The sequence below is a fragment of the Streptococcus sp. Marseille-Q6488 genome (assembly GCF_946902925.1).
Lineage (GTDB): Bacteria > Bacillota > Bacilli > Lactobacillales > Streptococcaceae > Streptococcus.
In genome coordinates, this window is sequence record NZ_CAMPPZ010000008.1 from 27427 (window position 1) to 47788 (window position 20362).

Genomic DNA, 20362 nt, shown 5'->3' on the forward strand with positions numbered 1-20362 from the left:
AAATATGAAATCAACAACTAAAAAGATTAAAACAACTCTTGCAGGAGTAGCTGCCTTGTTTGCAGTATTTGCTCCATCATTTGTATCTGCTCAAGAATCATCAACTTACACTGTTAAAGAAGGTGATACACTTTCAGAAATCGCTGAAACTCATAACACAACTGTTGAGAAATTGGCAGAAAACAACCACATTGACAACATTCATTTGATTTATGTTGGTCAAGAGTTGGTTATCGATGGTCCTGTAGCTCCAGTAGCACCAGCTTCAACGACTTATGCAGCTCCAGCAGCTCAAGATGAGGCTGTTTCAGCTCCAGTGACAGAAACTACAGAAGTAGTGGAAGAAACTCCAGTAGCAAGCGAAGCAGTAGCAGAAGAAACAGTTGCTTCAACTGTAAGCGGATCTGAAGCAGAAGCCAAAGAATGGATCGCTCAAAAAGAATCAGGCGGTAGCTACACAGCTACAAACGGACGTTATATCGGACGTTACCAATTGACAGATTCATACTTGAACGGTGACTACTCAGCTGAAAACCAAGAACGTGTAGCAGATGCCTACGTTGCAGGACGTTACGGTTCATGGACAGCCGCTAAAAACTTCTGGCTTAACAACGGCTGGTATTAAGAAATAGGGAAGGAGCTTTGAATGGCTCTTTTTTTTATTACTTGACAGGTTATATATGTTGATTTATAATATAGGTAAAGCAGGAGTTATGTAAGCGTTAACAAATGCAGTGCCCTTAACTTTGTATTCAGCAAAGAATTATGATGTAGCTAGAAAAGAAAGAATTCTAGTTTGATACAATACTACCAGTCTTATTTAAAGTTGTTATGGAACTATTTTCAAAATAGATAGGCCTCTGTTTTAGGCGGAAAAGTTAATCAGGAGGTTAAGTGATGAACTACAATTTAAAATATCTTTTATCAGGAATATTTGTCCTAGTCTTTATAGGTTTCCTAGTCTGGATGCGTTATTTTAATCAGAGGAAGGAAGAAGAGCATTCGGATGTGTCTTTTGAAGCGAGGTTAGATAGTGAGGTCAAGGACTTATATAAACAACTAGGATTGGGTGAGGAGCCTCATTATTTCTTAGCCTATCGCTACCTACATCCTTGGTTTGATTTGGCGATTTTACCACCAACAGTTGAAATTTTCTTAACTAAAATAGCGTTGGTGATGGTAACTCCAGATGAACTACTGATAAGAAATATTGGGAATGGGATGACTTTCACAAGTGAGCATCATCGTGATTTGCGACAAGGCCTTATCCGCATTCCAAAATCAGAGATGAAAGAATTTGAGATTCGTAACTGGAAAAAATTTTTTGTATTTGGCGATTTTTTGACAATTAAAACAAGCCAACATAGCTATTATTTGCAGGTTAGAGATGATGGACTTCAAAAAGGAAGTCTTTCTACCAAACATTTCTCAGACTTGAAACGACAAGATTTTCTAGGATTATTGACAGATAAAAGGACATTCTGATAGACAATTGCCCTAGCGGCTTATTGTAAACTTTACAGATAAGCTGTAAATACTAGAATCCATTCAGAAAGGCAATTCCTATGAAAAATAAAATTTTAATCATTATTTATATTTTAGCCTCGCTAATCATCAATTTTCTAATCTTTTCACTTTTGCATATTGATTTTAAGTGGTGGACAACTCTGGCTATCAGTGCAGGATTTATTTACACCTACTTAAAATTTAGTAAAAAATAAAAAGAGGTTGCACTGATTAAAGAAAATTAGAATATATTAGAGGTAAACAGATAGTAGTAGGGGGATTAAGATTTCTATTGATGAGCCTGAATTTTCTTATAACGTTATCCAACAAACTGACCTATGAAACTTCAAAAATTTAAAAACCACAGGGTATTCCTTTCAACTTGATTGTATTCAAGATTGGAATTACAGTGTGGTTTTATTTAGAAGTTAGTTTTTTCTAAGCCCTTTTCTCTTTCCTTCCGTTGATAATAGGTCTCTACTTCTTTTTTGAGATGAGACAGCATAGAAGTTTCCTCGGTCAGCTCCAGAAGTGAGAAACCTTTTTGGATAAGTCTAGCGTCATCCCTACAAATCCCGATACGGGCATAGCAGATAGCAAGCCTATCGTAGTGCTTCTTTTTCTTGGCATCCTCTAGTAAAGTATAGCAGATTTGTTGACACATGTTTTTGTCTTGATGGTATAAGTAAATGGTGGACAGATTGAGTAGGATTGCCATTCGTAAGTCATATAAATGTTGGTAGTTTTTATAGACTTCTAGGCGTTGCAATATTTTTCCAGTGATGAGATGGAGGTGTTCGATGGGAAAGCTGAAAAGGATGGTATTGAGGATTTTTAGATCGCTTTCATACCATGTATCTTGTTTTTCAATTTTTTCCCAAAGATTTTTGATAGTCTGTTTCACTTGATCTGACAGTTCCCCAGTCCCATGTTGACGGAGATAAATAACAACTTCCAGCATATCCCTGATTTCTTCTATAGGTAGGTCGTGGTGGGTTTTGAGATAGTCTTGGCATTTTTGAAATAGTTTTTCGAGTTCACTAGTCCCTAGGGTTGAGCTCATATTGAGATAGGTTTGCATGATTTCTGTTCGTTGGCTCGGTTGATAGAGATGGCAGATATAGTCAAACTCTTCAAAACTCATATTGATTTGCCGAAGAAGAAACTCCATATTTTCATATTTGGGAGTTACCTTGCCGCTTTCAATCTTTGATAGGCTGGTTCTTGAGATGACATTTCCACAGACCTCTTCTTGGGTCAATTCTTTTGACTCGCGTATTTCTTTATATACTTTCCCGAAATCATAACGCATGGGCTTTCTCCTTTTTGTGAAAAAAGTTAATAAATAATAAAATCCAATTAAAAATATTGTATCATAGTAACAGGAATAGTAAAAAAGAAAACTAAAATAATGTGTGAAAAAAGTTAACTAATTTTAAAATAGAATAAAGAAGAGGTATACTATAGATACAAAATACAGATAGGAGGGAAAAAGTATGAATAAAAAAGTTTTTCGCTTTTTAGTTCTTCTTGCTTTCTTATTCAGCATTGCTACGGTTTTCCCATGGAACTGGCCGATATAATGCGCTAGTTGTAAAAATGAAAGGAAGGTGAGTCCAATGGACTACGATACTTGTTGATAAATTACTATAGCTGTTTTTACGGAACAGCTCTCAATAATAGGAGAAATAAATCATGAGAAAATTAGTTAAAATTGGTGTTGCATCTTTAATGGTATGTGGTATACTTGCTACTACAAATGCTTTAGCAGTATGGGTTGATGGTGGTCAATGGAACTATGGAGTAGGTTGGACAGGAACTTTTGGATATTCTGATTATTTACATTCTACTCGATCTCATACAGCAACTGTTAAGCATGGAGGTAGAATCTCTAAGGATCGTGAAGATCCCGAGGTTTGGGCTAAAGCTGCCCTTAATCAAATTCCACCAACAGGAATGGAATATTTCTATGGATTTTAAGTGAAATTCTCCCTCTTCTATTAGGAGAGGGAGAACTTTAGTGGAGGTACTTTTATGAAAAAAATCAGTCATCTTTGTATGTTTCTGCTGTTGCTGTGTACCACTTTTTTTGTTTTTAATGTAAACTACACACGTGAAGCGGTTCGGATTCAAGAAATGGGAAAGACTGTAGATTCTTTGGATTTGTATTTGAAAGATATTAACGAACCTGCAGCGTCTGTTCTTCGATTTTTTGAGGATGTATCAAAGGAGTACAAGGTCTCCATCATCAAAACAGACAGTGGTGATGAGGTAATCAAGTCTGGTGTTTTTGATAAAGATACCTTCCCCTACCAAGAGTTTGGGATTTCTTCTCTTGATTTTACCACAGATGGTGAAGGAGTCTACAGTAATAAAGAAATTTCTAATAAACTTGGTACGATTCCGACCTTTCTAAAAGCCAAGCCTATTCAGCTTATGACTTTTCAAACCTATATCAAGGATACATCTCGTAGTTTAAATGGTCGCTATACGATAACTTCTACACAAGAGATGGATAAGGATAGGATTGTACAGAGATGGAGCGATTTTTTCAAGATAGACCAGGCTACCTTGCTAGAGCCGACCTACAAAAGTGCAGTGGAAGTCATAAATCGAGATTTGCTTTTATCTGCCATTGTTTTTGTCTTGGCTATTTTGCTTCTTGTGTTAGTGACAGTGTATCAACCGATGATGGAGATGAAAAGAGTTGGGGTACAAAAATTACTTGGTTTTCAAGATAGGGCTGTTTTAGCTGATGTTGTAAAAGGCAACCTTTACCTCCTCCTAGGTGGGGCTCTTGTGATCAATCTAGGCGTGTTTTTCTTGCTTGATTATAAGCCAAAAGATTTGTTTCCTATGCTGTGGTTGTCTCATTTTTTGCTGTTGCAGCTTTATCTCTTTATCAGTTGGTTGACTTACCTCTTAATCCAAAAAATGACAATCAGCTCTCTGCTGAAAGGTTTTTCATCTTTCAAATTTGGTCTTATCTTCAATTATGTGATGAAAATAGGGACAACTATTTTACTGACGGCCTTACTGATTGGGGTGGGCAGAAGTTTAGAACAAGAAAACAAAGAACTTGCTTATCAGCAACAGTGGGTAAGTCAAGGTAATTACCTGACCTTAGAAACCTTCAAACTCAATGATAATCTGTGGCAAGAAGAGCTAGCAGGGTCAGGGAAATCTACAGATTATTTCTATCGATTTTATCAGGATTTGGTAGAAAAAACGCAGGCGGGCTATGTGCAGAGTAGCAGTCTTCCTGTAAAAAATTTTGTCCAATCAGAACAGATTCAGCAATATCAGTTAACAGATACGGTGGATGTTTACTATGCCAATCGCAATTTTCTAAAGAGCAAGGGATTCAAGCTACCAGATACCGGTATTAAAAAAGTTATTTTGATGCCAGCAAGTACGAAAGGTGAAGAAGATAAAAATCAGCTCTTGGGGAAGTTAATTGCCTTTCATTCGATGAAGTATGAAGAGCAGCAAAAACGAACGATAGAGGAGATGGATGTCGAGATTGCCTATTATGAAGGAGATTGGTCATTTTTCCCATATAGTGATAAGCGAAAGGAAAATCTCTCCAATCCAATTATTAGCTTGGTCAATGATTCTGATATGATGTGGGATGAGAAAGCCTCCCTGTCAACAACTGGCTTAAATAATCCGATTAAAATTGAAAATACGGTTCAACATCAAAAAGAGATTACAGAGTTAGTTGAGAAATTGTCAGATGGAAATTATTTAAAATTTTCATCTATTCAAGCCATTCAACAAGAGAAAGTGGATTCTTATAGAGATGCTGTTCGGAATTTTAACCTACTCTTTGCTTTGTTTGGTCTCCTTAGCATGATGATTTCCTACTTTTTACTCGTTACCACTTTCTTGTTGAAGCGCAGGGATATCATTACCAAGAAGTTTATGGGGTGGAAACTGGTCGATCGCTACCGCCCTCTCCTCGTTCTGCTCTTGCTGGGCTATAGTCTCCCTCTTCTAGTCTTGATTTTCTTTGCCCATGCGCTCTTGCCACTCCTACTTTTTGCAGGTTTTACATGTTTGGATATACTATTTGTGTTAGTCTTGGCTTCTAGGATGGAGAAAAGAAGTCTAGTAGAGTTATTGAAAGGGGGAATCTTATGATTGAGTTGAAAAATATTACCAAAACCATTGGGGGAAAAGTGATTTTGGATAACTTATCTCTCAGGATTGATCAGGGGGATTTGGTAGCCATTGTTGGCAAGAGTGGTAGTGGTAAGTCAACCTTGTTAAATTTATTAGGTTTGATAGATGGTGATTATAGTGGACGGTATGAGATTTTTGGTCAGACAAATCTAGCGGTCAATTCTGCTAAGTCGCAAACAATAATCCGTGAACATATCTCTTATCTATTTCAAAATTTTGCCCTGATTGATGATGAAACGGTCGAGTACAATCTCATGCTGGCGCTGAAATATGTGAAATTGTCTAAGAAAGACAAGCTCAAAAAGGTGGAAGAGATTTTAGAGAGAGTAGGTTTGTCAGCTACTTTGCATCAAAAGGTCTCCGAGTTGTCTGGTGGGGAGCAACAACGAATTGCAGTTGCTAGAGCCATCTTAAAACCCAGCCAGCTGATTTTAGCCGATGAACCGACAGGTTCGCTGGATCCTGAAAATAGAGATTTGGTCTTGAAGTTTCTCTTAGAGATGAATCGAGAAGGGAAAACAGTCATTATCGTGACCCACGATGCTTATGTAGCCCAACAATGTCATCGGATCATTGAATTGGGCGAGGGAAAATGAGTTCGTTCAGCTTCATTTGACTGACTGAATACTCATATTTCCAAAAGAGAAATACCATAAATACGCCTAGGAATGACATTTTTATGTAATTTTCCTAGGTTTTTCTGTTTTAAATTGAAAAAAAATACAATTTAGGCTTGACAAAGGATGAAGATAGGTGTATTATTTATACAAACAAAAGGAATAAACATAAAGGAGGCTTTGTTATGAATAAGATGAAGAAGGTGTTGATGGCGATGTTTGGTTTAGTGATGCTCCCCCTACTATTTGCTTGTAGTAACAATCAATCGGCTGGAATTGAAGCCATCAAGTCCAAAGGAAAATTGGTTATAGCCCTTAATCCAGATTTTGCTCCATTTGAATACCAAAAAGTGGTTGATGGGAAAAATCAGGTTGTGGGTTCAGATATCGAATTAGCCAAGGCTATCGCAACAGAACTAGGCGTCGAATTGGAACTATCACCTATGAGTTTTGACAATGTACTGGCTAGTGTTCAATCAGGAAAAGCTGATCTTGCCATATCAGGTGTTTCTAAGACAGATGAACGGAGCAAGGTGTTTGACTTTTCCATTCCCTACTATACTGCAAAAAATAAACTCATTGTCAAAAAATCTGACTTGGCCACTTATCAGTCTGTAAACGACTTGGCGCAGAAAAAGGTCGGAGCACAGAAAGGTTCGATTCAAGAGACGATGGCGAAAGATTTGCTACAAAATTCTTCCCTCGTATCTCTACCTAAAAATGGGAATTTAATCACAGATTTAAAATCAGGACAAGTGGATGCCGTCATCTTTGAAGAACCTGTTGCCAAGGGATTTGTGGAAAATAATCCTGATTTAGCAATCGCAGACCTCGATTTTGAAAAAGAGCAAGATGATTCCTACGCGGTCGCCATGAAAAAAGATAGCAAGGAATTGAAAGAGGCAGTCGATAAAACCATTCAAAAGTTGAAGGAGTCTGGGGAATTAGACAAACTCATTGAGGATGCCTTTAAAGCATCCATTGAAAAATAGAAAGAAGGAAAAGAATATGAGTAAAGAAAAAGTAATTTTGGCCTATTCTGGCGGTTTAGACACATCAGTTGCTATTACCTGGTTAAAGAAAGACTATGATGTTGTTGCAGTTTGTATGGATGTGGGTGAAGGGAAAGACTTAGATTTCATCCATGATAAGGCTCTCAAGGTTGGGGCAGTCGAGTCTTATGTCATTGATGTTAAGGACGAATTTGCTACAGATTATGTGCTAGTGGCTCTTCAGTCACATGCCTATTATGAACAAAAGTACCCCTTGGTATCTGCATTGAGCCGCCCTCTGATTTCTAAAAAATTGGTTGAAATAGCGCATCAGACAGGAGCGACTACAATTGCCCATGGTTGTACAGGTAAGGGGAATGACCAAGTGCGTTTTGAAGTATCGATTGCAGCCTTGGATCCCAATTTAAAAGTGATTGCGCCAGTTCGTGAATGGAAATGGTCTCGGGAGGAAGAAATTCATTATGCCAAGGAAAATGGGGTACCTGTTCCTGCTGACCTTGACAATCCCTACTCTGTTGACCAAAATCTTTGGGGACGTGCCAATGAGTGTGGTATTTTGGAAAATCCATGGAATCAGGCTCCAGAAGAAGCCTTTGGCATCACAACTTCTCCAGAGCAAGCTCCAGATACGCCAGAATACATTGAGATTGAGTTTAGTGAAGGTGTTCCAGTTTCCCTCAATGGAGAAGTGTTAAAATTGGCAGATTTGATTCAAAAACTCAATGAAATAGCTGGAAAGCATGGGGTCGGACGGATTGACCACGTGGAAAATCGTTTGGTTGGGATTAAATCAAGAGAAATCTATGAATGCCCAGGGGCGGTGACCCTGCTGACAGCTCATAAGGAAATTGAGGATTTGACGCTTGTGAGAGAAGTAGCTCATTTTAAACCAATCATAGAAAATGAATTATCAAATCTCATTTATAATGCTTTGTGGTTTAGTCCAGCTACACAAGCCTTGATTGCTTATATTAAAGAGACTCAAAAAGTTGTCAATGGGACTGCAAAAGTTAAACTCTATAAGGGAAGCGCTCAGGTCGTGGCTCGGAAATCACCAAATTCACTTTACGATGAAAATTTGGCGACGTATACTAGTGCAGATACCTTTGACCAAGATGCGGCTGTTGGCTTTATTAAGTTGTGGGGACTTCCAACCAAGGTTCATTCTGAGGTTCAAAAAAGTGCCAAATAGGGCGATTGGATAGAGAGGTGGATGTGATATGGCTAAGAATACAAAATTATGGGGTGGTCGATTTGAAGGTACTGTCGAAGACTGGGTAGAGCGCTTTGGTGCGAGTATATCTTTTGACCAGAAATTAGCTAAATTTGACGTGATTGGTTCTTTAGCCCACGTTCAGATGTTGGGTCAGACGGGCATTTTGAGTTTGAATGAGTCAGAAAAGATTCAAGCAGGCTTGAAAGAGCTTTTAGAAGAGCTAGAGGCAGGCCAACTTGACTTTGATATTGCAAACGAAGATATTCATATGAATATGGAAGTGTTGCTGACAGAAAAAATCGGTCCCCTTGCAGGGAAGTTACATACGGCTCGTTCTCGAAATGACCAAGTTGCGACAGATATGCACTTGTATCTCAAGGAGCAACTAGGTCATGTCCTAGATAAGCTGACTCATCTCAAGGGTGTTTTATTAGACTTGGCGGAAAATCATGTGGAGACGATCATGCCGGGCTATACCCATCTGCAACATGCCCAGCCTATTAGTTTTGCCCACCACCTGATGGCTTACTACAATATGTTTCAAAGAGACAGTGAACGTTTTGAATTTAACCAGCAGCATACAGACCTATGCCCTCTAGGTGCGGCAGCTTTGGCAGGAACGACTTTCCCCATTGATCGCCAATTATCTAGCGATTTGCTGGAGTTTAAGCAACCTTATACAAATTCTTTGGATGCTGTTAGTGACCGCGATTTTATCTTAGAATTTCTATCCAATGCCAGCATACTCATGATGCATATGAGCCGTTTTTGCGAAGAAATGATCAATTGGTGTAGTTTTGAGTACCAATTCATTACCTTGTCAGATACGTTTACAACAGGTTCCTCTATTATGCCCCAAAAGAAAAATCCAGATATGGCTGAGTTGATTCGAGGAAAGACTGGTAGAGTCTATGGGAATCTGTTTGGACTGTTGACAGTCATGAAGTCCTTGCCTTTAGCTTATAATAAGGATTTGCAAGAGGATAAGGAAGGAATGTTTGATACGGTCGAAACGATTTTAAATTCCCTCGATGTGTTGGCAGGTATGTTATCTAGTTTGCAGGTAAACAAGGAAAAAATGCAAGAGTCGACAGAGAAGGACTTTTCAAATGCAACTGAGTTAGCAGATTATTTGGCAGGGAAAGGTTTGCCATTTAGAGAAGCTCATGAGGTTGTAGGAAGATTAGTGCTAGACTCTATCAAGTCTGCTAAAAATATTCAAGATTGGACTTTGGAGGAATTACAAACCTATCATTCCCTCATTGCCGAGGATATTTATGTCTACTTGCAACCTAAAACTGCTGTTCAAAGACGAAATTCCTTGGGAGGTACAGGATTTGACCAAGTGAAATACCAGATTGCAGTTGCTAAGAAAGCGAATGAAGCTAGAAAGTGATAGATTGATAGGTTCAGAACAAGAGGTTGGTCGATTGACAACCTCTTTCTTGTCTTCTCTAACCAAGCGTGTTATAATGAATACTGCTCAAGCGACCTTCAATCGTTGAAGCACACACGACCTTCAATCGTGAATAAACGAATAGATGGGAGACTTACCATGAGTGATAACTCTAAAACACGTGTTGTCGTGGGGATGAGTGGTGGTGTCGATTCGTCGGTGACGGCTCTTCTTCTCAAGGAGCAGGGCTACGATGTGATCGGTATCTTCATGAAGAACTGGGATGACACAGATGAAAACGGAGTCTGTACGGCGACCGAAGATTATAAGGATGTGGCTGCGGTAGCAGACCAGATTGGCATTCCCTACTACTCTGTCAATTTTGAAAAAGAGTACTGGGACCGCGTTTTTGAGTATTTCCTAGCGGAATACCGTGCAGGACGCACGCCAAATCCAGATGTTATGTGCAACAAGGAAATCAAGTTCAAGGCCTTTTTGGACTATGCCATGACCTTGGGGGCAGACTATGTAGCGACTGGGCATTATGCCCGAGTGGCGCGTGATGAAGATGGTACTGTTCATATGCTTCGTGGCGTGGACAATGGCAAGGATCAGACTTATTTCCTCAGCCAACTGTCGCAAGAACAACTTCAAAAAACTATGTTCCCACTGGGACATTTGGAAAAGCCGGAAGTGCGAGAACTAGCAGAAAAAGCAGGCCTTGCGACTGCTAAGAAGAAAGACTCGACAGGGATTTGCTTTATCGGAGAAAAGAACTTTAAAAATTTCCTCAGCAACTACCTGCCAGCTCAGCCTGGTCGCATGATGACAGTGGATGGTCGCGATATGGGCGAGCATGCAGGCCTGATGTACTATACGATTGGTCAGCGTGGTGGCCTCGGTATCGGTGGGCAACACGGCGGTGACAATGCCCCTTGGTTCGTTGTCGGAAAAGACCTAAGCAAGAATATCCTCTATGTCGGTCAAGGTTTCTACCATGATTCGCTCATGTCAACCAGCCTAGAGGCTAGCCAAGTCCACTTTACTCGTGAGATGCCAGAGGAATTTACGCTAGAATGCACAGCAAAATTCCGCTACCGTCAACCTGACTCTAAGGTGACAGTGTATGTCAAAGGAGACAAGGCAGAGGTTATCTTTGTGGAACCGCAACGCGCTATTACACCAGGACAGGCAGTTGTCTTTTACGATGGCGAAGAATGTCTAGGTGGTGGCTTGATTGACAATGCTTATCGAGATGGACAAGTTTGTCAATACATTTAGATTGACAAATTTTCTCAATTTGCTACAATAATAAAAGCAATAGAAATGATGGTCAAAGCTCATGGATGTTGCAGGCTTTTTTGTCCTGCACTTCTTTGGAGTTTTGACTGTTTTTGTGTCGTTTAAGGGAAAGGACAAAAATGATTCAGCAAGACTTTCGGACAAAAGTAGGAAATACGGTTTTTGGCGTTCGGGCGACAGCTTTGATTCTTCAAAATCGCAAGCTTCTAGTTACCAAAGATAAGGGCAAATATTACACAATTGGAGGTGCGATTCAAGTCAATGAAAGTACGGAAGACGCGGTAGTCCGTGAAGTGAGGGAAGAACTGGGTGTCGAAGCTCAAGCTGGGCAGCTAGCTTTTGTGGTTGAAAATCGTTTTGAACAGGACGGTGTTTCCTATCACAATATCGAGTTTCATTATCTGGTGGATTTGCTTGAAGATGCCCCATTGACCATGCAGGAAGATGAGAAAAGGCAGCCCTGTGAGTGGATTGACATAGACAAGCTTGAGGGTATCAATCTAGTTCCAGCCTTTTTAAAAACAGCCCTGCCAGATTGGGACGGCCAACTAAGACACATTCATCTTGAGGAATAGGAGAGAAATATGACTTATAATTTTACTGAAGAATACGATATTATTGTAATCGGTGCGGGACATGCTGGTGTCGAGGCTTCCTTAGCTGCTAGCCGTATGGGCTGTAAGGTCCTGCTTGCGACTATCAACATTGAAATGCTGGCTTTCATGCCTTGTAATCCCTCTATCGGTGGTTCTGCCAAGGGAATTGTCGTGCGTGAAGTTGATGCCCTCGGTGGCGAGATGGCCAAAACCATTGACAAGACTTACATCCAGATGAAGATGCTCAACACAGGGAAGGGGCCAGCTGTCCGTGCCCTTCGTGCGCAGGCTGACAAGGAGCTTTACTCTAAGGAAATGCGCAAGACAGTTGAAAATCAAGAAAATCTGACCCTTCGTCAGACCATGATTGATGAGATTTTGGTTGAAGATGGTAAGGTTGTCGGTGTCCGTACAGCTACTCACCAAGAGTATGCTGCCAAGGCTGTTATTGTGACGACAGGGACTGCTCTCCGTGGAGAAATTATCATTGGAGACCTTAAGTATTCATCAGGTCCTAACCACAGCTTGGCTTCTATTAACCTTGCTGATAACCTTAAGGAATTAGGACTCGAAATTGGTCGTTTCAAGACAGGAACCCCTCCACGTGTCAAGGCTTCTTCTATCAACTACGATGTGACAGAGATTCAGCCAGGGGACGAAGCGCCAAATCACTTCTCTTATACTTCACGTGATGAGGATTATGTCAAAGATCAAGTGCCATGCTGGTTGACCTATACCAATGGTATCAGTCATGAGATTATCCAAAACAACCTCCATCGTGCACCTATGTTTACAGGTGTGGTCAAGGGAGTGGGGCCTCGTTACTGTCCGTCGATTGAAGACAAGATTGTGCGCTTTGCGGACAAGGAACGTCACCAACTCTTCCTTGAGCCAGAAGGGCGCAATACTGAGGAAGTCTATGTTCAAGGACTTTCAACCAGTCTGCCTGAGGATGTTCAGCGTGACTTGGTTCATTCTATCAAAGGTTTGGAAAATGCAGAGATGATGCGAACAGGTTATGCCATTGAGTATGATATGGTCTTGCCTCACCAGTTGCGTGCGACTTTGGAAACCAAGAAAATCTCAGGACTTTTCACTGCTGGTCAGACAAATGGAACGTCAGGTTACGAAGAGGCAGCAGGCCAAGGGATTATCGCGGGTATCAATGCGGCTCTGAAAGTCCAAGGCAAGCCTGAGTTGATTTTGAAGCGCAGTGACGGTTATATCGGGGTGATGATTGATGACTTGGTAACCAAGGGGACTATCGAACCTTATCGTCTTTTGACCAGTCGTGCTGAATACCGTCTCATTCTCCGTCATGACAATGCTGATATGCGTTTGACTGAGATGGGACGTGAGATTGGCCTTGTGGATGATGAACGCTGGGCTCGCTTTGAAATCAAGAAAAATCAATTTGACAATGAGATGAAGCGCCTAGACAGCATCAAACTCAAGCCAGTCAAGGAAACCAATGCTAAGGTTGAGGAGATGGGCTTCAAGCCGTTGACCGATGCAGTGACAGCCAAGGAATTCCTTCGCCGTCCAGAAGTTTCTTATCAAGATGTGGTGGCCTTTATCGGACCAGCTGCAGAGGACTTGGATGACAAGATTATCGAATTGATTGAAACAGAAATCAAGTACGAAGGCTATATTTCCAAAGCCATGGACCAGGTTGCCAAGATGAAACGCATGGAAGAAAAACGCATTCCAGCCAATATTGATTGGGATGATATTGATTCTATTGCGACGGAAGCCCGTCAGAAGTTCAAACTTATCAATCCAGAAACCATCGGCCAAGCCAGCCGTATTTCGGGAGTAAACCCAGCAGATATTTCTATTTTGATGGTGTATCTTGAAGGTAAAAATCGTAGTATTTCTAAAACTCTTCAAAAATCAAAATGATACGTCGTCGGCTTCTTACGAATGAGTTCAAAGCTTGGCTTTGATTCATCTCCAGCCTCTCATAGTTCTCCGAACTATGAGAGCTAACTCAAGTTATGCTTTCGCCTAGCCTTCTAGTCTGATTTCGATTTTTATTGAGTTTCAATCTCAAAAGAAAGTATAGAGAAAAACAGCTCCGAAGACGGGGCTGTTTTCTTGCTTTATTCTTCATCTGGTGTGAGGATCATTGGGATGATGATCGGTTCACGTTCTGTATTTTCATAAAGGAAGGGGCGAATAGCGTTGACAATGGCACCATTGACAGATTGAACACTAGCGTCCTTGTTTTTTAGTGCGATACGAATTGCATTGAAGAGGATACGCTGGCTTTGGCGAATCAGGTCACCAGACTCTCTCATGTAGACAAAGCCTCGGCTGAGGATGTCTGGACCAGACAGAATCATTTGAGACTTGAAGTCAACAGTTGCGACTGCCAGAACGACACCGTCTTCAGATAGATCGCGACGATCTTTGAGGACAGCTGCGCCGATTTCACCGATACGATTTCCATCGACATAGATATCTTGGGCGTTGAAATGGCCTGCGATACGAGCTGAGTCAGCAGTGAGGGCAAGCACATCACCATTGCTCATGATAAAGATATTGTCCTTTTCAACACCAGTATCCACCGCAAGTCCAGCATGGACTTTTTGCATGCGGTATTCACCGTGGACAGGCATGAAGTATTTTGGCTTAATCAAGCGGAGCATGAGTTTTTGCTCTTGCTGGCCACCGTGTCCAGATGTATGGATATTGTTAACCTTACCGTGGATAACTTCGACACCAGCTTCAGAAATGATGTTAATCAGCTTGTTGACGCTAGTCGTATTTCCAGGGATTGGACTTGAAGAGAAGATAACGGTATCGCCTGGTTGGAGTTGCACCTGACGGTGGGTTCCGTTGGCGATACGAGAGAGGGCTGCCATAGGCTCGCCTTGACTACCTGTACAGAGGATCAGAATTTCTCCTGCAGGGTAGTCTTTGATTTCATTTGGCTCGATAAAGGTTCCCTTAGGAGCTTTGATGTAGCCAAGCTCGATTCCGTTGACAATGGCCTTTTCCATCGAACGACCAAAGACAGCGATCTTGCGCCCAGTCTTAACAGCAGCTTCTGTTGCTTGCTGGAGACGGAAGATATTTGAGGCAAAGGATGCAAAGATGATACGTCCCTCTATGCCTTGGATAATCTTCATGATGGACTGGCCAACGACTTTTTCAGAGTTGGTAAAGGTTGGAATTTCTGCATTTGTCGAGTCAGACAGGAGACAGAGTACACCGTCTTCACCAAGAGCTGCCATACGGTGCAAGTCTGCTGGTTCACCAACTGGTGTTAAGTCAAACTTGAAGTCACCCGTACAGACAATTTTCCCTTGAGGAGTATGAATGACAATCCCCAAAGGTTCTGGAATAGAGTGAGTCGTTCTAAAGAAAGTTGCCTTGAGATTTTTAAAGGTCAACTCAGTATTGTGGTTGATTTCGTAAAGTTTGGCGTTGCGCAAGAGGCCGTGTTCTTCGAGTTTCCCACGGATCAAAGCCAAGGCAAGCGGCCCAGCGTAGATAGGGACATTTGCTTGCTTGAGTAGGAATGGAATCCCACCGATGTGGTCCTCGTGTCCGTGTGTGATTAAGACAGCCTTGACGCGGTCGATATTGTCTACGATGTAAGAGTAGTCAGGAATGACATAGTCGATACCCAGCAAGTCATCTTCTGGGAATTTAATCCCAGCATCGACGATGATAATCTCATCTTGGTATTCAATCCCGTATGTGTTTTTCCCGATTTCTCCCAGACCACCGATGGCAAAAACGCCGACTTCTTCAGGTTTAAGAGTATAGGCCATATTAGAACTCCGTGATTTCGAAGGCGCCAGTTTCTTTTTCGTAATCTAGCAATTTGTCAGACAAGAGTTCGATATACTCGATATTGTACTCTGGGCGATTTTCTTCGACAAGTTGGCGAGCAGCGATACGGCCCTCAAGTTCTGAGCTGGCATCGATGTCTAGGTAAAGTGCGCGTGTTGTTTCACGACGTGGGCTACGTTCTTTTGTTTCTTGATAAAAAACTTTGTAAATCATATAGTTCCTTTCTATTTTACAGGTCAGCTTATTCCAAACTTTTAGCATAGATTTGCTTGATTTCATTCCATTTTGTGTCTAGATTGACCTTGATTCGTTACAATTATTTCAATTATACCACAAAATGAAAAATTAGTAAAAGACGGAAACGAGAAAGTCACAGGACGATTTGTCGAGTAAACGCTTGCAAAAAAACAAAAATGTGTTATATTGATAATGGAAGTGAAATTTATTGCTTGTCATAATTCCATATAGTTTTTAAGTCAAGGAGGTTGCCCTATGTATAACTTATTTGCTTTTGCTATCGGAGCTCGCTTGGTAGCTTTTATTGTTTTTGTTGCTTGCGTTTATGCGGGGAATCTTCTATTTGCCAAACTGGAACAACGACAAACCAAGTTCTTGTGGAAAATTACCTTTGTGACTCTCTACTCGCTTTTTCTCCTCCTCGTAACCTATGTCGTTTGGTTTGTATTTTACTTTGGATTAAATGCTTAGATGCCCTGCTCATGCAGGGGCATTTTTGTTTGGGGATATAGAGATAGTAGATTTACTATACGAAAATTCCACCCCATCTATCCAGATGAGGCGGTTTTGCATTTTTCTAAAATGACATGACAATCGAATTTTCATAGCTTATTAGTTTTATGTTAATGATTCTTCTGTTCAAAAATAGAGTTGAAGCATAAAAATAAAACAATACAAACAGATAAATCAATTGGTAAAGGGATAGTAGTCATGTTTAAATCATTGAGAATGCTGAGCAAACTGTAAGATATGAAGAAGATAAAATTTATCCTTCTAAAAATGTGTTTTTTATCTAGCATGACTTACCAAACTTTTTACGGAGATCTTTCCCAATGGTATAAGCTGCCATAAATAAAGCGATACCAACACCTACACCAAAACCACCCTTGATTTCTTGCAATTCCTTATTAGAAATTTCACGATAGTTGTTCAAATCTTTCATCATATTAATCTCCTCCTAAAAAATAACCAGCTGCCAAACCAGAACCTATAAGTGCTGTTCCACCTGCAATAGCTTTCCAAGATACTGCTACTCCAAAGATAACCAAGGGAGCGAGACCGCCATCAATATCTGATAATTCATTTTCAGATAAGGATAAAAATTGATTGTCAAGAACGTTAAAATTTGTCATTGAACTTTCCTCCTTTTTTCTTGTTCACTTTTATATTCGTAAAAGAAAAGGAAAAGTGAACATTTTTTTAAATTATTTTTAGTTAAGTGAGGGCTTTTTGTTTGGGGGTAAAGAAAATTCCCATGTGCCATCTTTTGTAGTATAATAGTAAGCAGACAAAAAGATAGGAATGTGTTATGAAAGTATTAGCTTTTGATACGTCCAGCAAGGCTCTTTCTCTCGCTATTTTAGAGGACAAGCAGGTTCTTGCTGAGACTACTATTAACATCAAGAAAAATCACAGTATTACCCTCATGCCTGCCATCGATTTTTTGATGGCGAGTTTGGACTGGACTCCCAAGGACTTGGACCGAATCGTGGTGGCGGAAGGACCAGGTAGCTACACAGGCTTGCGAATTGCGGTCGCAACTGCCAAGACTTTGGCTCATACTCTGAACATTGAGTTGGTTGGTATGTCTAGCCTCTTGGCTCTGGTGCCCTACCAACAAGAAGGTCTCTTCGTTCCTTTGATGGATGCGCGTCGCAATAATGTGTACGCAGGATTTTATGAAAATGCTAAACCTGTCATGCCAGAAGCGCACCTTTCCTTTGAGAGAGTGATTGAGCTAATCAAGGGCGCTAGTCAGGTAACCTTTGTCGGAGAAGTTGGCCCCTTTGTGGAGCAGATTCAAGAACACTTGCCAAGGACTAATTTCAAAGAAACCTTGCCTAATGCAGCCAATCTAGCTCTCTGGGCCTGGGACAAGGAAGCAGACTCCTTGCATGATTTTGTGCCGAATTACCTCAAACGAGTCGAGGCTGAGGAAAACTGGCTCAAGAACCACACCGAGTCTGGCGAGTCTTACATTAAACGCCTATGATAGAAATTAAACGAATCCAACAGCAGCCTGACTTGGCTCAAGCCATCTATGCTGTTATGGCAGCTGTTTACTCGGTTAGCCCTTGGACGCTGGAACAAATCCAAGCAGACCTGTCCCAAGACCAGACTTGGTATGCTCTGGCTTATGATGGGGAAGAAGTGATTGGATTTTTAGCTGTTCAGGAGAATCTTTTTGAAGCAGAAGTATTGCAGATCGCTGTCAAAAAAGCCTATCAAGGTCAGGGGCTAGCCTCTGCCTTGTTTGCGACACTGCCGACAGACAAAGAGATTTTCCTCGAAGTCAGAAAGTCAAATCAACGAGCGCAAGCATTTTACAAGAAAGAAAAGATGGCGGTCATCGCTGAGCGAAATGCCTACTACCATGACCCAGTCGAGGACGCCATCATCATGAAGAGAGAAATAGATGAAGGATAGATATATTTTAGCATTTGAGACATCCTGTGATGAGACCAGTGTCGCCGTCTTGAAAAATGACGATGAGCTCTTGTCCAATGTCATTGCTAGTCAAATTGAGAGTCATAAACGTTTTGGGGGCGTAGTGCCTGAAGTAGCCAGTCGTCACCATGTCGAGGTCATTACAGCCTGTATCGAGGAGGCGCTAGCAGAAGCAGGGATTACGGAAGAGGATGTGACAGCTGTTGCGGTTACCTATGGACCAGGCTTGGTCGGAGCCTTGCTAGTTGGCTTGTCAGCTGCTAAGGCCTTTGCTTGGGCACATGGACTTCCGCTAATTCCCGTTAACCACATGGCTGGCCACCTCATGGCCGCTCAGAGTGTGGAGCCTTTGGAGTTTCCCTTGCTAGCCCTCTTGGTTAGCGGTGGACATACGGAGTTGGTCTATGTTTCCGAGGCTGGTGACTACAAGATTGTTGGAGAAACGCGAGATGACGCGGTTGGCGAGGCCTATGATAAGGTCGGCCGTGTCATGGGCTTGACCTATCCTGCTGGTCGTGAGATTGACGAGCTAGCTCATCAGGGACAGGATATTTATGATTTCCCTCGTGCCATGATCAAGGAAGATAATCTGGAGTTTTCATTCTCTGGTTTGAAGTCTGCCTTTATCAATCTTCACCACAATGCCGAGCAAAAGGGAGCGAGCTTGTCCACAGAGGATTTGTGTGCTTCCTTCCAAGCAGCTGTCTTGGATATTCTTATGGCAAAAACTAAGAAGGCTTTGGAGAAATACCCTGTTAAAACTCTAGTTGTGGCAGGTGGGGTAGCAGCCAATAAAGGCCTCAGAGAACGCCTAGCGGCCGAAATCACTGACGTCAAGGTTATCATTCCACCTCTGCGTCTTTGCGGAGACAATGCAGGAATGATTGCCTATGCCAGCGTCAGCGAGTGGAACAAAGAAAACTTCTCAGGCTTGGATCTCAATGCCAAACCAAGTCTCGCTTTTGATACTATAGAATAAAGAGTCAGCTTAAGGCTGGCTTTTTCACTGTTTAAAGTGTCAGAATATTTTGACAAAACTATAAAAATAATGATATAATATGCAAAAGCTAGGAGGTGGCAAGATGATTGAGAGAATGGAATTGGGAGAATTTTACAAGGAATTGCGCTTGGCTAGAAAGCTCAAACAGTCAGATGTGGCTTGTGCTGGACTAACAGCTTCTCAGCTATCCAAGTTCGAACTAGGGCAGTCTATGCTATCTGCAGATAAGTTGATCCTAGCCATCCAAGGGATCAATATGAATTTTGATGAGTTTGGTCATAAGCTCAATAACTATCAAGAATCTCCACAGATGCAGATTGGTAGGAGGGTTGTGGATCGCTTTGCCCACCAAGATATAGCTGGCTTAGAGCAACTGTTGGAGGAAGTCGAGCAAGGACAGATGGCAGAGAGCTATCGTTGTTTGAATGCCATTGTGATTAAAAATGCTATTCATTCCTTAAATAAGAGCTATCTGCTAACAGAGGAGGATAGGGAGTTTTTGACTACTTATCTCTATGCTATTGAGTCTTGGACCTGGTTTGAACTTTATCTTTTTTGCAATACTATGCCCTTCTTGAGCAATCAAGACCTAATCTTTTTATCAACCTCTTTGCTTGAAAAATCCAAGGAATTTAAAGAGTTGGTACATAATAGACTGTATATGAAGCAAGGACTCTTAAATATCTTATCAGAACTCATGGAGCGAAAACTTTTCTCATACATCCCAATCTTCGAAGCCGAGTTGGAGAGCATGTTGCGTCCGTACGATGTTTTTGAGAAAGTATCGTGGCAATTTTTAAAGAAAATGAGTGTCTTTCTTCAAACTAAAGGAAGCAATCAAAAAGAGATTGAACACTTTATCCAATCTCTGCAAGTATTAGAAAATCCACAATTAACAGCTCTATTCGAATTGCGTTTTCAGCAATACAAAGAACTTATCGATTGATTAGAAACGGGAAGACGATAACCCACTCCGAAATAAGCAGGAGTATCAGTTGGATTTTTCTTTTTTTCATCATTATATCCCTCCTTGTTAGTAGTA

Annotated in this window: 22 protein-coding genes; 17 read left to right on the plus strand and 5 right to left on the minus strand. The window is 41.2% G+C overall.

The annotated features are described in order from the left end of the window. Positions 1 to 4 precede the first annotated feature (4 nt). Both OVN23_RS03280 and OVN23_RS03285 read left to right on the plus strand, forming a co-directional pair. Positions 5 to 625, plus strand: a complete 621-nt coding sequence (locus OVN23_RS03280) for a LysM peptidoglycan-binding domain-containing protein (protein WP_267240507.1) — start codon at positions 5 to 7, stop codon at positions 623 to 625. Between the two features lie 272 nt (positions 626 to 897). Next, positions 898 to 1485, plus strand: a complete 588-nt coding sequence (locus OVN23_RS03285; protein ID WP_001108794.1) for a hypothetical protein — start codon at positions 898 to 900, stop codon at positions 1483 to 1485. A gap of 442 nt (positions 1486 to 1927) precedes the next feature. Here OVN23_RS03285 and OVN23_RS03290 read toward each other — a convergent pair whose 3' ends face one another. Next, positions 1928 to 2818 carry a helix-turn-helix domain-containing protein gene (locus OVN23_RS03290; RefSeq protein WP_267240508.1) on the minus strand — a complete coding sequence of 297 codons (891 nt, stop codon included), beginning with the start codon at positions 2816 to 2818 and terminating at the stop codon, positions 1928 to 1930. Between the two features lie 383 nt (positions 2819 to 3201). On the opposite strand from OVN23_RS03290, the gene OVN23_RS03295 reads away from it, so the two are divergent. From OVN23_RS03295 to mnmG, 10 genes are all read left to right on the plus strand, one after another. Then, positions 3202 to 3486, plus strand: coding sequence for a lactococcin 972 family bacteriocin (locus OVN23_RS03295; RefSeq protein ID WP_050242664.1), 285 nt, complete (start codon positions 3202 to 3204; stop codon positions 3484 to 3486). Between the two features lie 54 nt (positions 3487 to 3540). After that, on the plus strand, positions 3541 to 5649 hold the full coding sequence (locus OVN23_RS03300; RefSeq protein ID WP_267240510.1) for a bacteriocin-associated integral membrane family protein: 2109 nt from the start codon (positions 3541 to 3543) through the stop codon (positions 5647 to 5649). After that, a complete protein-coding gene (locus OVN23_RS03305; protein ID WP_050285167.1) occupies positions 5646 to 6287 on the plus strand; it encodes an ABC transporter ATP-binding protein in 642 nt (213 codons plus the stop codon). The genes OVN23_RS03300 and OVN23_RS03305 overlap by 4 nt, the downstream gene beginning before the upstream one ends. A 206-nt stretch (positions 6288 to 6493) precedes the next feature. After that, on the plus strand, positions 6494 to 7300 hold the full coding sequence (locus tag OVN23_RS03310; RefSeq protein WP_267240511.1) for an ABC transporter substrate-binding protein: 807 nt from the start codon (positions 6494 to 6496) through the stop codon (positions 7298 to 7300). A 16-nt stretch (positions 7301 to 7316) separates the two neighbouring features. Then, positions 7317 to 8513, plus strand: coding sequence for an argininosuccinate synthase (locus OVN23_RS03315; protein ID WP_050285169.1), 1197 nt, complete (start codon positions 7317 to 7319; stop codon positions 8511 to 8513). A 28-nt stretch (positions 8514 to 8541) separates the two neighbouring features. Then, positions 8542 to 9933: an argininosuccinate lyase gene (argH, locus tag OVN23_RS03320; protein WP_173270164.1), complete on the plus strand. Its 1392-nt coding sequence runs from the start codon at positions 8542 to 8544 to the stop codon at positions 9931 to 9933. Further along, entirely contained in the window at positions 9917 to 10042 is a 126-nt protein-coding gene (locus OVN23_RS03325) for a hypothetical protein (RefSeq protein WP_267240675.1), read from the plus strand. Before argH ends, OVN23_RS03325 begins: the two co-directional genes overlap by 17 nt. Before the next feature lie 50 nt (positions 10043 to 10092). Beyond that, positions 10093 to 11214, plus strand: a complete 1122-nt coding sequence (mnmA, locus tag OVN23_RS03330) for a tRNA 2-thiouridine(34) synthase MnmA (RefSeq protein WP_267240512.1) — start codon at positions 10093 to 10095, stop codon at positions 11212 to 11214. Between the two features lie 140 nt (positions 11215 to 11354). Then, positions 11355 to 11810, plus strand: coding sequence for an NUDIX hydrolase (locus OVN23_RS03335; RefSeq protein ID WP_267240513.1), 456 nt, complete (start codon positions 11355 to 11357; stop codon positions 11808 to 11810). A 9-nt stretch (positions 11811 to 11819) separates the two neighbouring features. Next, positions 11820 to 13733, plus strand: a complete 1914-nt coding sequence (mnmG, locus tag OVN23_RS03340) for a tRNA uridine-5-carboxymethylaminomethyl(34) synthesis enzyme MnmG (protein ID WP_267240514.1) — start codon at positions 11820 to 11822, stop codon at positions 13731 to 13733. A gap of 200 nt (positions 13734 to 13933) precedes the next feature. On the opposite strand, the gene rnjA is transcribed toward mnmG, so the two are convergent. Next, on the minus strand, positions 13934 to 15613 hold the full coding sequence (gene rnjA, locus OVN23_RS03345) for a ribonuclease J1 (RefSeq protein WP_143952736.1): 1680 nt from the start codon (positions 15611 to 15613) through the stop codon (positions 13934 to 13936). Between the two features lies 1 nt (position 15614). Next, positions 15615 to 15848 carry a DNA-dependent RNA polymerase subunit epsilon gene (locus tag OVN23_RS03350; RefSeq protein WP_000639572.1) on the minus strand — a complete coding sequence of 78 codons (234 nt, stop codon included), beginning with the start codon at positions 15846 to 15848 and terminating at the stop codon, positions 15615 to 15617. Positions 15849 to 16127: 279 nt separating this feature from the next. Here OVN23_RS03350 and OVN23_RS03355 point away from each other — a divergent pair, with 279 nt between their 5' ends. Further along, the gene (locus OVN23_RS03355; protein ID WP_000282475.1) at positions 16128 to 16343 is read left to right on the plus strand and encodes a hypothetical protein; all 216 of its coding nucleotides are present in this window, start codon (positions 16128 to 16130) and stop codon (positions 16341 to 16343) included. A 322-nt stretch (positions 16344 to 16665) separates the two neighbouring features. On the opposite strand, the gene cibB is transcribed toward OVN23_RS03355, so the two are convergent. Next, on the minus strand, positions 16666 to 16818 hold the full coding sequence (cibB, locus tag OVN23_RS03360; protein WP_049502598.1) for a fratricide two-peptide bacteriocin subunit CibB: 153 nt from the start codon (positions 16816 to 16818) through the stop codon (positions 16666 to 16668). Between the two features lies 1 nt (position 16819). Further along, positions 16820 to 17005: a fratricide two-peptide bacteriocin subunit CibA gene (cibA, locus tag OVN23_RS03365; RefSeq protein WP_267240515.1), complete on the minus strand. Its 186-nt coding sequence runs from the start codon at positions 17003 to 17005 to the stop codon at positions 16820 to 16822. A 176-nt stretch (positions 17006 to 17181) separates the two neighbouring features. Between cibA and tsaB the strand changes: the two genes are divergently transcribed. From tsaB to OVN23_RS03385, 4 genes are all read left to right on the plus strand, one after another. After that, positions 17182 to 17865, plus strand: coding sequence for a tRNA (adenosine(37)-N6)-threonylcarbamoyltransferase complex dimerization subunit type 1 TsaB (gene tsaB, locus OVN23_RS03370; protein ID WP_173229365.1), 684 nt, complete (start codon positions 17182 to 17184; stop codon positions 17863 to 17865). Next, on the plus strand, positions 17862 to 18299 hold the full coding sequence (gene rimI / locus OVN23_RS03375; RefSeq protein WP_173229363.1) for a ribosomal protein S18-alanine N-acetyltransferase: 438 nt from the start codon (positions 17862 to 17864) through the stop codon (positions 18297 to 18299). The genes tsaB and rimI overlap by 4 nt, the downstream gene beginning before the upstream one ends. Continuing rightward, positions 18289 to 19299: a tRNA (adenosine(37)-N6)-threonylcarbamoyltransferase complex transferase subunit TsaD gene (gene tsaD / locus OVN23_RS03380; RefSeq protein ID WP_173229361.1), complete on the plus strand. Its 1011-nt coding sequence runs from the start codon at positions 18289 to 18291 to the stop codon at positions 19297 to 19299. The genes rimI and tsaD overlap by 11 nt, the downstream gene beginning before the upstream one ends. 103 nt (positions 19300 to 19402) lie before the next feature. After that, entirely contained in the window at positions 19403 to 20266 is an 864-nt protein-coding gene (locus tag OVN23_RS03385) for an XRE/MutR family transcriptional regulator (RefSeq protein ID WP_267240516.1), read from the plus strand. The last annotated feature ends 96 nt before the right edge of the window (positions 20267 to 20362 follow it).

Excerpts from the sequence above, each read along its gene's own strand:
- OVN23_RS03280 (WP_267240507.1), top strand. The coding sequence starts at position 5 with ATGAAATCAACAACTAAAAAGATTAAAACAACTCTTGCAGGAGTAGCT.
- OVN23_RS03285 (WP_001108794.1), top strand. The coding sequence starts at position 898 with ATGAACTACAATTTAAAATATCTTTTATCAGGAATATTTGTCCTAGTC.
- OVN23_RS03290 (WP_267240508.1), bottom strand. The coding sequence starts at position 2,818 with ATGCGTTATGATTTCGGGAAAGTATATAAAGAAATACGCGAGTCAAAA.
- OVN23_RS03295 (WP_050242664.1), top strand. The coding sequence starts at position 3,202 with ATGAGAAAATTAGTTAAAATTGGTGTTGCATCTTTAATGGTATGTGGT.
- OVN23_RS03300 (WP_267240510.1), top strand. The coding sequence starts at position 3,541 with ATGAAAAAAATCAGTCATCTTTGTATGTTTCTGCTGTTGCTGTGTACC.
- OVN23_RS03305 (WP_050285167.1), top strand. The coding sequence starts at position 5,646 with ATGATTGAGTTGAAAAATATTACCAAAACCATTGGGGGAAAAGTGATT.
- OVN23_RS03310 (WP_267240511.1), top strand. The coding sequence starts at position 6,494 with ATGAATAAGATGAAGAAGGTGTTGATGGCGATGTTTGGTTTAGTGATG.
- OVN23_RS03315 (WP_050285169.1), top strand. The coding sequence starts at position 7,317 with ATGAGTAAAGAAAAAGTAATTTTGGCCTATTCTGGCGGTTTAGACACA.
- argH (WP_173270164.1), top strand. The coding sequence starts at position 8,542 with ATGGCTAAGAATACAAAATTATGGGGTGGTCGATTTGAAGGTACTGTC.
- OVN23_RS03325 (WP_267240675.1), top strand. The coding sequence starts at position 9,917 with ATGAAGCTAGAAAGTGATAGATTGATAGGTTCAGAACAAGAGGTTGGT.
- mnmA (WP_267240512.1), top strand. The coding sequence starts at position 10,093 with ATGAGTGATAACTCTAAAACACGTGTTGTCGTGGGGATGAGTGGTGGT.
- OVN23_RS03335 (WP_267240513.1), top strand. The coding sequence starts at position 11,355 with ATGATTCAGCAAGACTTTCGGACAAAAGTAGGAAATACGGTTTTTGGC.
- mnmG (WP_267240514.1), top strand. The coding sequence starts at position 11,820 with ATGACTTATAATTTTACTGAAGAATACGATATTATTGTAATCGGTGCG.
- rnjA (WP_143952736.1), bottom strand. The coding sequence starts at position 15,613 with ATGGCCTATACTCTTAAACCTGAAGAAGTCGGCGTTTTTGCCATCGGT.
- OVN23_RS03350 (WP_000639572.1), bottom strand. The coding sequence starts at position 15,848 with ATGATTTACAAAGTTTTTTATCAAGAAACAAAAGAACGTAGCCCACGT.
- OVN23_RS03355 (WP_000282475.1), top strand. The coding sequence starts at position 16,128 with ATGTATAACTTATTTGCTTTTGCTATCGGAGCTCGCTTGGTAGCTTTT.
- cibB (WP_049502598.1), bottom strand. The coding sequence starts at position 16,818 with ATGATGAAAGATTTGAACAACTATCGTGAAATTTCTAATAAGGAATTG.
- cibA (WP_267240515.1), bottom strand. The coding sequence starts at position 17,005 with ATGACAAATTTTAACGTTCTTGACAATCAATTTTTATCCTTATCTGAA.
- tsaB (WP_173229365.1), top strand. The coding sequence starts at position 17,182 with ATGAAAGTATTAGCTTTTGATACGTCCAGCAAGGCTCTTTCTCTCGCT.
- rimI (WP_173229363.1), top strand. The coding sequence starts at position 17,862 with ATGATAGAAATTAAACGAATCCAACAGCAGCCTGACTTGGCTCAAGCC.
- tsaD (WP_173229361.1), top strand. The coding sequence starts at position 18,289 with ATGAAGGATAGATATATTTTAGCATTTGAGACATCCTGTGATGAGACC.
- OVN23_RS03385 (WP_267240516.1), top strand. The coding sequence starts at position 19,403 with ATGATTGAGAGAATGGAATTGGGAGAATTTTACAAGGAATTGCGCTTG.